The 12,440-nt window shown below is 71.9% G+C and carries 10 protein-coding genes; 1 reads left to right on the plus strand and 9 read right to left on the minus strand.

Annotation, left to right across the window (positions count from 1 at the left end; all coding sequences use genetic code 11):
- Positions 1 to 2 precede the first annotated feature (2 nt).
- The 4 genes from V6U90_RS19625 to V6U90_RS19640 form a co-directional block, all read right to left on the minus strand.
- A complete protein-coding gene (locus tag V6U90_RS19625) occupies positions 3 to 1,181 on the minus strand; it encodes a bis-aminopropyl spermidine synthase family protein (RefSeq protein ID WP_334438472.1) in 1,179 nt (392 codons plus the stop codon).
- A gap of 105 nt (positions 1,182 to 1,286) precedes the next feature.
- On the minus strand, positions 1,287 to 1,778 hold the full coding sequence (locus V6U90_RS19630) for a DUF309 domain-containing protein (protein ID WP_334438475.1): 492 nt from the start codon (positions 1,776 to 1,778) through the stop codon (positions 1,287 to 1,289).
- A 375-nt stretch (positions 1,779 to 2,153) separates the two neighbouring features.
- Entirely contained in the window at positions 2,154 to 3,251 is a 1,098-nt protein-coding gene (locus V6U90_RS19635; protein WP_334438477.1) for a glycoside hydrolase family 26 protein, read from the minus strand.
- Positions 3,238 to 6,240 (minus strand): glycosyl hydrolase family 28-related protein, encoded by a 3,003-nt coding sequence (locus V6U90_RS19640; RefSeq protein WP_334438479.1) that lies wholly within the window; start codon positions 6,238 to 6,240, stop codon positions 3,238 to 3,240. The genes V6U90_RS19635 and V6U90_RS19640 overlap by 14 nt, the downstream gene beginning before the upstream one ends.
- A gap of 279 nt (positions 6,241 to 6,519) precedes the next feature.
- Between V6U90_RS19640 and V6U90_RS19645 the strand changes: the two genes are divergently transcribed.
- Positions 6,520 to 7,602, plus strand: coding sequence for a LacI family DNA-binding transcriptional regulator (locus V6U90_RS19645; RefSeq protein WP_334438482.1), 1,083 nt, complete (start codon positions 6,520 to 6,522; stop codon positions 7,600 to 7,602).
- A 108-nt stretch (positions 7,603 to 7,710) separates the two neighbouring features.
- Here the strand turns inward: V6U90_RS19645 and V6U90_RS19650 are convergent, their stop codons facing one another.
- The 5 genes from V6U90_RS19650 to V6U90_RS19670 are packed head-to-tail and all read right to left on the minus strand — an operon-like array spanning position 7,711 to position 12,429.
- Positions 7,711 to 8,406, minus strand: a complete 696-nt coding sequence (locus V6U90_RS19650) for an N-acetylmannosamine-6-phosphate 2-epimerase (protein WP_334438484.1) — start codon at positions 8,404 to 8,406, stop codon at positions 7,711 to 7,713.
- On the minus strand, positions 8,403 to 9,356 hold the full coding sequence (locus V6U90_RS19655; protein ID WP_334438487.1) for an ROK family protein: 954 nt from the start codon (positions 9,354 to 9,356) through the stop codon (positions 8,403 to 8,405). Before V6U90_RS19655 ends, V6U90_RS19650 begins: the two co-directional genes overlap by 4 nt.
- The gene (locus V6U90_RS19660) at positions 9,353 to 10,195 is read right to left on the minus strand and encodes a carbohydrate ABC transporter permease (protein WP_334438490.1); all 843 of its coding nucleotides are present in this window, start codon (positions 10,193 to 10,195) and stop codon (positions 9,353 to 9,355) included. The genes V6U90_RS19655 and V6U90_RS19660 overlap by 4 nt, the downstream gene beginning before the upstream one ends.
- Complete coding sequence (locus tag V6U90_RS19665; RefSeq protein ID WP_334438493.1) at positions 10,185 to 11,132, minus strand: carbohydrate ABC transporter permease; 948 nt, start codon at positions 11,130 to 11,132, stop codon at positions 10,185 to 10,187. The genes V6U90_RS19660 and V6U90_RS19665 overlap by 11 nt, the downstream gene beginning before the upstream one ends.
- A 13-nt stretch (positions 11,133 to 11,145) precedes the next feature.
- The gene (locus V6U90_RS19670) at positions 11,146 to 12,429 is read right to left on the minus strand and encodes an ABC transporter substrate-binding protein (RefSeq protein WP_334438496.1); all 1,284 of its coding nucleotides are present in this window, start codon (positions 12,427 to 12,429) and stop codon (positions 11,146 to 11,148) included.
- Positions 12,430 to 12,440 lie beyond the last annotated feature (11 nt).

Below are 12,440 nucleotides of genomic sequence, written 5' to 3' on the forward strand. Positions count from 1 at the left end.
GGTCACCGCCCCTTCACCAACTGCAACGGACGGAACCGATCCCCGCCGCACTGCGCACATCCGGCCTGCTTGAGCAGGGCGATGGTGGTCCACTGCTCGTGCTGCCCGACCAGGTACCGGCTACCGCACCCGTTGCAGGCGTACTGCCGGGGCGCGGTGCGCTGGTCGGCGGTGTAGAGCGGGCCGGTGTAGTCACCCGCCAGCATCGGTGCGGTCTCGGCGGTGCTGACCAGGTGTTGCAGATGGCTCACCCCACCGATGACGCCGGCCCCCAGGTACTCGTTGAAGTTGCGGTGCATCGCCTGCACGGTCAGACCGAGCTGGGCGACGGTCCGCTGCACCTCAAGGGTGTCGTCCGGGCCCTTCGGGCCGAACGAGAAGATCACCGACCGGCCGGGCCCCGGCCGCAGCCCCTCCACCGCCCGGGAGAGGAAGAGCGCCGCCCCGTCGGTGGTGTACGGCGGATCGGTCATCGCCAGCTCGAACGCGCCGTGGAACCGCTCCGGCAGCGGCCGGCGCAGGTCGTGCTGCCGCAGCTCGGCCGGTTGGCCCAGCTCGCCGAGCTGGTTCTGGATGAAATCCAGCAGCGTGGGGGAGATGTCCACCACCGCCAGGTGGTGCACCAGCCGGCGGCCCAGCGCCGCACCGACCGCCGCGATCGTGACCGACATCAGGTCGTCGTCCCCGACCAGCAACACCGACCGGCCGGGCAGCAGCCCGTACCGCATCATCAGCAGCACCCGGCGGACCTTGGTGGCGGCGGTGGCGAAGGACTGGTCGAGGGTCAGATCGATCTCGGGACCCGCCTCGATCAGCCGGGCGAGCCGGTCGACCACCGGGGTCAGCTCGGCCGGTACGACCACCGAGTGGCCCGCGCAGCAGGTGCACCCGCCCACCTCGACCGGGTCCACGTCCAGATCGTCGAGCAGCCGGCGGCCGTACGCGGTCAGCCGGCTCGGCCGGTCCCGGGTCAGTACGTCCCGGGCCCGCAGCTCGTTGTTGACCGCCGCCACCAGCGGCAGGGGCAGCCCGACATGCCGGCTGACCGCTCTGGTGGAGGCCGGTTCGAGTTGTCCGATCGCGCGGAGCACCCGCTCGACCCCGACCTCACCCTCCTGAAGCCCCACCGCATCGGCCACGGCGGCGAGCAGGCCGGAGAGCCCGTCGTCCAGGTTGATCAAGCTGTCGCCCCTCAGGTCGCCACTGCAACGGCCGAGTCTACCGGCCGACCCTGCGGCAGCTCAGCGGCTCAGCAGGGGTCGGCTCAGCGGGCAGCCGGGGTCCGCTCAGCCGGTCAGCCGGGGGGCCAGCACGCTCGCCGGCAGTCCGGCGGGGTCCTCGCGGTCGATCCGTCCGGCCAGCTCCCGGGCCCAGGTGGTCAGGGCAGCGACCGGTACGCCGTGCGGTGCCGCACCCGCGTACGGGGCGATCCGGTCGGCTGCCCGCAGCAGCAGCCGGGACGCGCCGACCCCGTTGCCCCGTGCGGCGTGGGTCAGTCCCACCGCCAACTGGGCGAGCCCGCGCCACAGTTCGCGCTCGGGGTCCGGGGCCGCCTTCCAGGCCCCCTCCAGCACCTCGTGCGCATGGAACGGTCGACCGGCGGCGAGGAGCCGTTCCGCCTCGGCCAGCGCCTGCTCCGGCGGCAGGGGCACCTCCGGCATGGTGGGTACCCCCGGCGCCCCGTGCGGCAGCGGACGGCCCAGCGCATCCCTCGGCCGCGCGTTCCGCGCCCGCCCACCCTGGTCGCGGTCACGGTCGGGGCGACGGTCACGGTCCACGCACCCCAGGCTAGCGAGTAAGGAAGGGCCCCTTCTTATCGCTTTCGGTATAGGAAGGGCCCCCGGTTAACACTGCCGGCCCGGTCAGTCCGTCGGTCCGCGGTAGTGGTGACCGCCCGAATTGTCCCAGGGCGGCCGGCCCGAGCAGTACGGTGAACCGGCACTCGGGACCGCTGGCGGCGATCCGCTCGTCGAGCAGGACGACTGCTTCCCCGTGGTCGCGGGCGGCGATGCCGCCGAAGACGCTCGACGGCGTCAGCGGTACGCGCCAACTCGACGACCGGGGCACGCAGGACCGGACGCGCAGCAGTCGTGAACGCCGCTACGGGGCGGCGCCGACATCGGCGCCGCCCCGTAGCGCGGGACCCGGCCCGGTTACCGGCCGACGCCCGGGTGCGGCAGGAAGTACGGATCGTGCACCAGTTGGCGCAGCGCGGCCTCGGTGCGCGGGTTGCCCGGGAGCACCCAGTCGGTCTCGCCACTGCCCCGGGAATCGAAGTAGACCATCGCCCGGATCAGCGGGAACTCCGTCCGGAGGTCCGAACCGGCCTGGCGCAGCCAGTCCGCCTGCACCCCGGGAGCGGTGTCGTTGACGCCGACCTCGGCAAGGATCATCGGCTTGTCGTGCCGGATGCCGAAGTCGTAGAACCAGGGAAACAGTTCGGTCAACGGCGCATGGTTGTTGCTCGGGCGGGCGTACCCGTCCGCGCCGACCCAGTCGACCATCGAGTCGCCCGGCCAGAAGGACGAGACCCGTCCGGTCCGGAAGGCCAACCAGGTCGGGCAGAAGACGAACGCGACGTTGTCGGCCTGTTCCTCCCGGAAGATCGTCCGGACTCGGCGCCACGCCTCCTTGAAGGCGGCCGGGGTGTAGCCGCGCTGCGGCAGGTCCATCTCCCAGGTGAAGCGGAGCAGCACCGGCCGCCGCAGGGCCCGCAGCCACCTCGCCTGCTGCCGGACCAGTTCGTCGTTGGCACCCTGCGCGGTCGCGGCCAGCACGCTTTGCGGGCCGGCCCCCCAGGAGAGCAACGGGGTACGTCCCCGGGCGATGTCGTCGGTGAGCCGGTCGGCGCGGAACGCCTGCCCCCAGTGCTGGAAGGAGTGGTCGATGCCGAGCAGTTCATGGGTCACCGACTCCAGCGCCTCCGGTTCGGAGATCCCCGGGTCGCGGTCCGGATCATGTTTGACGAAGGCGCCGAAGAGCGCCCCGGCGGCCGGCACGATCGACGCCGCCGGAACCACCTCCGCCGGGTCGACCGATGCCGGAACGGTCCCCGCCGGGTCGACCGATGTTGGAACGGTCCCCGCCGGGTCGAACCCGCCCGGCGCGGGGTCCGGCGCGATCCCGTCGGCGATGGCCGGCGCCGCTGGCAGCAGCGCCGATGCCCCCGCGACCAGTCCGGCGGCCAGCAGGCCCCGGCCGACCGTCCGCCGGCCCACCCGGCGCGATTGCCACGATTCAACGGCTGCCATGAATCTCCACCTCGAAGACCCGGGCCAGCCCGTCGGTCGGGCTGGGCTCGGTGAACACCACGCGGACCTGCCGGATCCCGGCCGGGGCGCCGCTGAGGTCGACCCGGGCCGGGCTGGCGGTGTTCGCCTCGACCGACCCGATGGTCGTCCAGGCCCCGCCGACCAGGGCCTCCACCCGGAATGCCCGCACCCGCAGGCCGGTCGAGCCGGCGACTCCGCTGTAGAGGTCGAGCCGTTGCAGGTCCGCCGGCGCACCGAGGTCAACGGTGAGCGTGGGCGCCGGATCGGCCGACCCGGAGATCCAGCGTGCCCCGGCCCGGTCGCCGTCGACCGCGTTGCCGGCGATGTTGCCGGAGAGCGTGGAACTCGCCTGCACGGCGGCGCCTCGGGCCAGGTTCTCGCCGGCCACCCGTACCCGGAGGGCCTGTGGGATCTCCTGCCGGTGACCGCCCCGGGTGAACGCGACGGTCAACCCGACCGTGCCGTCGCTCACCGCATCGGCGGCGACCTGCACGGCGACCGAGACCGTGGCGATACCGCCCGCCGGCAGCACCGTGGCGTCCGGGCGCGCCTGTACCTGCCAGCCGTCCGGTGCCTGGACGTCGAGCGCCAGGCCGGTGACCGGTCCGGGGCCGTCGTTGCGTACCCGCAGCACGGTGCCGCCGGTACGGCCGGGCAGGGCCCGGATCTCCGGGGCGTCCAACGCGACGTGGGCGCCGGCCGGGGCGGGTGCCGGGCCGGTCACCCCGACCCCCAGGTACGCCACCTCGATCTCGGGTACGGTCTGGCCGGTCGACACGTCGGCGACGGTGGCACCCCATCGGGTGTTGGCCACGTTGTCCGGACGGTAGCCCCGGGTACCCCGGATCACGATCCCGCTGCTGTTGTGCAGCCCCACCGCGTACGGGTAGGGGCCCTGCACGGTGGCCACCCGGAAGAAGACCGTGTTGCCGAGCAGCACGTCGTGCACGTCGTCCAGTTCGACGGCCTGCGAGCGCCAGCCGTAGATGTGGTCCTCGGTCTGCAGGGCGTGCAGTTCCCAGTTCCACACCCGGCGCAGTACGACCTCACGGTGCTCGTGGTGCTCGACGGAGACCTCGTACATCCGGCCGCGTACCGAGGTGTCCTCGATCAGGAAGCCGTTGTCGGCCCAGCCGGTGACGCTCCAGATGTTGGCGAAGGTCCCGCCACCGCCCTGCACCCAGAAGCTGTACCGGTGCCTGCCCCGGTACTGGTAGCCGGGATCACCGGCGCCGGGGTCACCGGGCGCGGTCTGCTCCGGGTGCCACTTCACGAACTGGGTGGCGATGTCGGCGAGGTAGCTCTGCGCGCCGGAGCGCCAGTGCACCTGTACCGAGCCAGCGGTCTGCTGCGCGGAGTCCAGGCCGAGGCCGGTCACCTGGTTCGTCCCGCCGAGTGGGGTCTGGATCATCGCTTTCGGCTTCTCCGGGTCGGTGAACCCGGGGGCGTTGTCCGGCAGCTTCAGCCAGGTCTGCCGGGGGTGCAGGCCGATCAGGTTGCTCTGGGGCCGCAGCCGCAGGGTGTCCCCGATGAGGTACTGCCCCATCGGCACGTACACGGTGTCGTGTTCGTCGATGGCCTGCTGGAAGATGGCGTGGTCGTCGCTGGTACCGGTGCCGACGGTGACGCCCCTGGCGGCGGCGTACTCGACCACGTTGACCCAGTCGCCGGTAGCCGGCGGCAGGGGCGCGTCGGAGGTCAGCAGCCGCTGGAAGCTCGCCGGTGCGGCCGGTGTGGCGGAGACCAGGACGCCGTCGGTCCGCCGCTCGGTGTCGCCGAGCGCGTCGTCGACCCGGAGTCCGAGGGTGGCGTCCTGCACCAGGTACGACGGGCCGGGGCCGGTCCAGGTGCGTCCGCTGGGCACGGTGGTCAGCAGCGCGCCGGTCCCGGTGACCCCGGTGTTGACCACGTTGAGCTGGTTCTGGGCGCGGACGAGGTCCGGCTCGCTGCCGCCCGCGACGGATTCGCTGTCGTTGAGGGTGATCGCCGACCCGCTGATGTCCTGGAAGACCGAGTCCTGCACGTAGAGGCGCTGGGTCTGGTTGGGAGTGGCGACGATGCCGGTGGGCGAGTCGACGAAACGGTTGCGGATCAGACTCAGCTTGCTGTCCGTGTGCAGCTTGACGGCCGCCTCCCGTTGACCGCTGAAGGTGGTGTCCAGCAGGGTCGTCTGCCAGCCGGGCGAGGCGGCGAAGGCCAGCATGCCGACCGTGCCGCCGTACACGTTGACCCGCTGGATCAGGTTGGCGTTGTGGTCGATCCCGGCGTACCCGTCCCCCACGTGGATGTCGAGGTCCGCAAGGACGAACATCTGCGCGCCGCTGAAGCGTACGGCCACGGCGGCCGGGTTACCGGGCCCGATCCGGATGTCCAGGTTGACCAGTCCGGTGCCGAAGGTGTCGTTGTTGCCGAAGCTGGGGGTCGTGTCCGGCTGGTACGGCCGGCGCAGTGCGGCGAACAGGAAGGACTGGTTGCCCTCCTGGAAGCCGGGGGTGGCCGCGCCGAGGACGAACTCGGGCCGGGTGGCGCCGAACCCGACCAGGCGCACCGAGGCATGCAGGTCCACCTGCCGGGTGAGGCGGTAACGCCCCTGGGGTACGAAGACCACACCGCCACCGTCCCCGACGGTGACGTTGCGGGCCCCGCCGACGATGTTGCCCAGCCAGTTCTCGCCGCCCCGGCGGGAGGCCTCGTCGATGGCGGCCTGCACCGAGGCGGTGTCGTCCCCGATGCCGTCGCCGTGTACGGGGAACTGTGCGCTGCCGAGGACGACCGCGGTCGGGTCGGTCGGCATGTTCCGGTAGACCGAGGTCGAGGGGGGTGCGGTGGTGGCCGCCGCCGGTCCGGAGGTGGCCACGGGCGCCACGGCCGTGGCGGCCAGGAGGAGGGAACCGACCAGCATGCCGACCCGGGTCCGGCCCGGCGCGGGTCGGCGGCCGGCTGCCCGCCGGGGTGGAGGTTCGATCATCGGTACGCCTTTCCTGCCCCTGACGGGACCGGGACGGCGACCATGTAGTCATGCGCATAACCAGAATGTTTTCGCAGGCCCGGCCTGTCAAGGGCCGGGGCGGTAGAAACCTGAAACCGCTGCGTAACATTGACATGTTCGGCTCATCGGCCGATCATTCACGGCAACCCGCTCCCGAGACGTTGCCGTGCGCGATCGTGTGGTCATGCGCATGACCAGCCGGGGCAACGGCCCGGGAGCGGGCCACCGGCCACGGCCGGTACACGGAGGTGATCAACCATGCCAGGCGCCAACGGCCGGGCGACCCAGGCCGACGTGGCCCGGCTCGCCGGGGTCAGCCAGGCGACTGTCTCGCTGATTCTCAACGGGGGCGACACCGGCCGCCGGCGGGTCGGTGAGCAGACCCGGCAGCGCGTGCTCGACGCCATCCGGATGACCGGGTACGTCGCGAACCCGGCCGCCCAGCGGCTGGCCGGGGGACGGGCCCGGATCATCGGCGTCTTCACCTACGAGCCGGTCTTCCCGCGCGACAGCCGGGACTTCTACCACCCGTTCCTGATCGGGGTCGAGGCGCAGGCCGAGCAGCTCGGCTGCGACCTGCTCTTCTTCACCGGCACCCCGTCACCGCAGGGGCGGCGCCTGCTTGGTGACGGCTCCCGTCGGCTCGGCATCGCCGACGGCTGTGTGCTGCTCGGCCGGCACGACGACAAACGCGACCTGGCCGACCTGCTCAGCCGCGACTTCCCGTTCGCCTTCATCGGCCGCCGGGAGTCCGACGCCGGCACCGTGCCGTACGTCGGCGCCGACTACGTGACCGCCACCCGGGAGGTGGTCGAGCGGTTGTTCGCGCTCGGCCACGAACGGGTCGGCTTCCTCGGCGACCTCCGCCACGACGAGCCGTCGGTAGACCGGGCGTCGGGCTACCACCAGGCGGTACGCGCCGCCCGGCGCCGCCCGGTCGTGCTGGACGGGACCGGGCTGACCGGCGGCGAGGCGCTCGACCTGCTCGGCGACAACGGACTCACCGCAGCGGTGGTCTGGCCGTCCGGGCTGGCCCCGCAGATCCGGTCGGCAGCGCTGGCCCGGGGGATGTCCGTACCCGGTGACCTGTCGCTGGCCCAGCTCGGCGACGTCGAGGACGGCAGCCCTGGTGACATCGACTGGACCGGGTTCCGGATCCCCCGCGAGCAGATGGGCGCCGCTGCGGTCCAGCTCCTCTTCGATCAGCTGGTCAGCCCCACCACCCTGGGCGCCACCGCGCTCCAGCGCACCCTGGCCTGCACCGTCGTGCCCGGCACCACCGCCGGGCCCCCGGCCCCCGGCCGGGTACCCGCCGGCCGCCGGTCCGCACAGCCCGGCTGACCGCCCGGGGGGACGACGTGGCGCGGCTCAGCCCGTGGGACGACGTGGCGCGGCTCAGCCCGTGGGACGACGTGGCGCGGCTCAGCCCGTGGGACGACGTGGCGCGGCTCAGCCCGACTGACCGTCCCGGGGGGTGGCCGGCACCAGCCGGCGGGTGATCCACAGCGGCGAGGTGACCGCGTTGCCCACCACCACCGCGTGTGCCCCGGCGGCGAACGCCAGCCCGATGTGTTCGGTGCTGCGGTACCGGCCCTCGGCGATCACCGGCACCGCCAGCACGTCAACGAGCCGGGCCACCAACGCCAGGTCCGGTCCGTCGGTCGGCGGGCTGTCCGGGGTGTACCCGGACAGGGTGGTGGCCACCGCGTCCGCGCCGGCCGCCACCGCCCGTACCGCCTCGGCCTCGGTCGAGATGTCCGCCAGGACCAGCGCTCCGGTCCGGTCGTGGACCGCCCGGACCGTGTCGGCGAAGCTGCACCCGTCGGGCCGGGGCCGGTCGGTGGCGTCCACCGCGACGATCTGCGCGCCGGCCAGGGCCACCTCCACGGCGTGCCCGGCGGTTGGCGTGATCATCACTCCGGTCGTGCCGTGCTTGTAGAGCCCGATCACCGGTACGTCCACCAGGCCACGGATGGCGGCGACATCGGCCGGCCCGTTGGCCCGGACCGCCACCGCCCCACCGCGTACCGCCGCAGCGGCGACCCGGGCCTGCACGTAGGCGTCCCGCATCGGATCACCTGGGTCGTCGGGCAACGGCTGGCAGGAGACCACCAGCCCGCCGGCCAACTCGTCGAGCACGTTCATGCTTCCTCCATCGGTGACATCCCCAGTCGGGCCGCACCCACCACCACCGCGTCGGTGCCCAGCCCGGCCGGCAGCAGCGGTACGTCCGCCCAGGCCGACGGCAGTTCGGCGGCGAACGCCAGCACCGCGGCGGGCAGCAGCGCACCGGCCGCCCCGCCGGCCACCAGCACCAGTTCCGGGTCGAGCAGGGCGACCAGCCCGGCCAGGGCGGCACCGAGCGCGGTACCGGCGGCATCCACCACCTCCCGGGCCGCCGGGTCACCGGCTGCGGCGCGGTCGGCCACCACCCGCCCGGTGATCCGTTCCCCGGTCCGCAGCGCGTACCCGGCGGCCAGGCCGGTGCCGGAGGCGATCGCCTCCAAGTGCCCGTACCGGCCGCAGCCGCAGCGCAGCCGCTCGGCGCCCGGCACCGGCAGGTGCCCCACCTCGCCGGCACCACCCCGGGCACCGGCCTCGATCCGGCCGTGCCGGACCAGCGCGCCGCCCAGCCCGGTGCCGACCGCCACCAGCAGCACGTCCCGCCGGCCCCGGGCGGCGCCGACCCAGCATTCCCCGAGCGCGGCGGCGTTCACGTCGTTGACCACCCGGACCGGCCGGCCCAGCCGCCCGGCCAGCTCGTCCGTCACCCGGGTACCCGCCCAGCCGGGCAGGCTGTCCGTGGCGTACCGGATGGTGCCGTCCACCGGGTCGACGGTGCCCGCCGTGCCCACTCCGACCGCCGGCGCCGGCCCCGACCCGGAATTCCCGACGCCGACCGGTCCGGATGCACCGCCGCCGGTTGCCGGGAGCAGCTCCCGGGCGAGCCGGGCGGCGGTGTCCAGCACGGCGGCCGGCCCCGCCCCGGCGGGGGTGGCCGCCTGCCGCCGCTCCCGCACGGTGCCGGCGGCATCGACCAGCGCGGCAACCGTCTTGGTGCCGCCGATGTCGATGCCGACTGCCGACCCGGTCACCCCTTCAGACCGGTGTGGGCGAGACCTTCGACGAACTGCTTCTGCGCGATCACGAAGACCACCAGCACCGGTAGCGCGGTCATCGAGGCGGCGGCGAGCTGGACGTTCCACATCGGACCGCCGTACGCGTCGACGAACTGGGTGAGCGCCTGGGGCAGGGTGAACTTGTCCGGCGAGGAGATGAACACGATCGGTTCCAGATAGAGGTTCCAGCTGTGCAGGAAGGTGAAGATGGCCACCGCACCCAGCGCGGGCCGGGACAGCGGCAGGGCGATCTTCCAGAAGGTGGCGATCCGGCCCAGCCCGTCCACCCGGGCCGCCTCCTCCAACTCGCCGGGGAGGCTGATGAAGAACTGCCGCATGATGAACGTGGCCAGCACACTGGGCGCCCCCAGGATCGGCACCAGGATCAGTGGCCAGTGGGTGTCGACCAGACCCAGCTTGAAGAACATCTGGAACAGCGGCACGATCGTCACCTCGCTCGGGATGAGCAGACCGGCGAGGATCACCAGGAAGAACACGTTCTGCCCACGGAAGCGGATCCGGGCGAAGGCGTACCCGGCCAGCGCCGACACCGCCAGCGTGCCGACGGTGACCACCAGCGCGATGTAGAGGCTGTTCAGGTACTGCTGACCGAACGGCTGCAACTCGAACACCCGCCGGTACGCGTCCAGCTCCGGGTCGACCGGCAGCAGCTTCGGCGGGAAGGCGAAGATGTCCGCCACCGGCTTCAGCGACGAGGTGACCATCCACCAGGTCGGGAAGACGAACGGGACCGCCAGGACCATCAGCACCCCGTAGAGCACCAGCTTGGTCCGGCGCGACACGTCACGATTCATGGTGGACCCACCTCTTACGCATCTGCCACTGCAGCACGGTGAGCGCGAGCACGATGCCGAACAGCACGATCGACAGGGTGGCGCCGTAGCCGAAGTGGTGGAACTGGAACGCCTGCTGGTAGAGGTAGTAGACGAGCACCGTGGTCGAGGTGCCCGGCCCGCCCTGGGTGAGCACCGCGATCTGCGCGAAGACCTGCAACGAGCCGACCACCGTGATGATCGAGGTGAGCAGGATGGTCGGGCTGATCATCGGTACGGTGATCCGCCAGAACTGGCGCAGCCGACTCGCCCCGTCCACCTCGGCGGCCTCGTACAGCTCGCCCGGTACGCCCTGGAGCGCGGCCAGGAAGAGCACCATGTTCAGGCCGACGTTCTTGAACACCTGCACCACGACGACCGAGATCATCGCGGTGGTCTCACCGCGTAGCCAGTTCGGCCCGTCCACGCCGATCGTGTCGAGCAGGCCGTTGAGCCCGCCGTTGTCCTGGAGCAGGAAGCCCCAGACGATCGTCCAGGCGACCAGTGAGACCACCACCGGCGAGAAGAACAGGGTGCGGAACAGGATCGTCCCGCGCAGTCTCTGGTTGAGCAGTACGGCGAGCAGCAGGGCCAGGGTGAGGTTGAAGACCACCAGGCCGACCGAGAAGAGGCCGGTGGCCCGCAGCACCGAGCCGAGGTTCGTGTCCTCGGCGAGGGCCGCGTAGTTCTCGCCGCCGACGAAGTCGAACGTACCGGCCAGCACGTTCCACTCGTGCAGGCTGTACCAGACCACCAGGATCAGCGGCAGGATCACGAAGACGGCGCTGCCGAGCAGTTGCGGCGCGATGAACAGGTAACCGGTGAGCTGGTCGCGGCGATGGGTGGTCCAGTAGGGCCGCGCCCGGCCCAGGGCGGGCCGGGACTCGACCCGGCCCACCCTGGTGTCGGTCTGGGACATGATCGCCGCTACCCTACTTCGCCAGCAGCGGCTGGATCTTGGTGCAGACGCCCTCCAGCACCGCCTTGACGTCGGCGTCCGCCTTCCACAGCGGGTCCAGCGAGGCACGTACCTGCTGGCTCAGCTCGGCCTGCCCGGCGTGGCTGGGCTTGACCACACCGTTGGTGATGCCGTCGATGACGACCTTCTGCAACTGCTCCGGCTTGAGCTTCGGGTTCGTCTTGGCCAGCGTCTCGGCGGTCAGCAGCGACTGCCGCGGCGGCGGGAAGAACTGGGCGAGCTTCGCCGAGTTGGTGGGGTTGGTCAGGAAGGCGAGGAAGTCGGCCGCCGCGTCGGCGTTCTTGCTCTTCTTCATCACGCCGATACCGGCCTGACCGACCACCGAGTAGTTCCCCTTTGGGCCGGCCGGCAGCGGAACCAGGTCCCAGCCGAAGCCGCCGTCCTTCAGCAACGAGGCGCGGGAGATCTGGGTGACCGTCATGGCCGCGTCACCGGCGAAGAAGTCGGCGGTGGTACCGGGGCCGGGCAGCGCCTTCGCGGTGAAGATCGCCTTGTGCAGGGTGGTCATCGCCTCGACCATCTCCGGGGCGGCGAAGCCGCAGGACTTCCCGTCGGCACTCCACGCCTGGGCGCCCCAACCGGTCCAGAAGGTGGACAGGTTGTCCCAGCCCTTGTAGTCGAAGTCGCGGATCACCAGGCCGGCCTTGCCAGTCGCGCTCTGCGTCGCGGCGGCGGCGGCCAACGCGTTGTCCCAGTTCCACTGCCCCGCGGCGATCAGCTCGGCCGGGGTCTTCTGCCCGGCCTTCTTCAGCAGGTCGGTGTTGACGAAGACACCGAACGGCGAGGTGGAGAAGGGGTACGCGAACAGCTTGCCGTCGTTCTGCCACAGCTTGGTGGTGGCGGGCGAGATGTCGTCGTAGGCGTAGCCGTCGACCTTCTTCAGCTTGTCGTCCAGCGGCAGCAGTGCGCCGGAGGCGACGAAGTCGGGGGCCGAGTTCTCGAACACCCAGGCCAGGTCGGGTGCGTTCCCGCCGGCGATCTGGGTGGTCAGGGTGGTGGTGTAGTTCTCGAACGGCAGCGGGTCGAACGTGATGGAAGCGACGTCCGGGTTGTTCTTCTTGTACTCGTCGGCGATCTCGTTGAACAGCTTCAGGTGCGCCTCGTTGGCGCTCCAGATGGTCATCCGCAGGCTGGCCGGACCGTCCTGCCCGGCCTCCTCGCCGCCTCCACAGGCGGTCAGTGCGAGTACACCGGCCAGTGCGACGGCGAGGCCGCGCACGCCCTTTCCTGTTCTCACAACGTTCTCCT

It is taken from the genome of Micromonospora sp. CPCC 206060 (assembly GCF_036906895.1).
In the GTDB taxonomy this organism is placed as follows: domain Bacteria; phylum Actinomycetota; class Actinomycetes; order Mycobacteriales; family Micromonosporaceae; genus Micromonospora.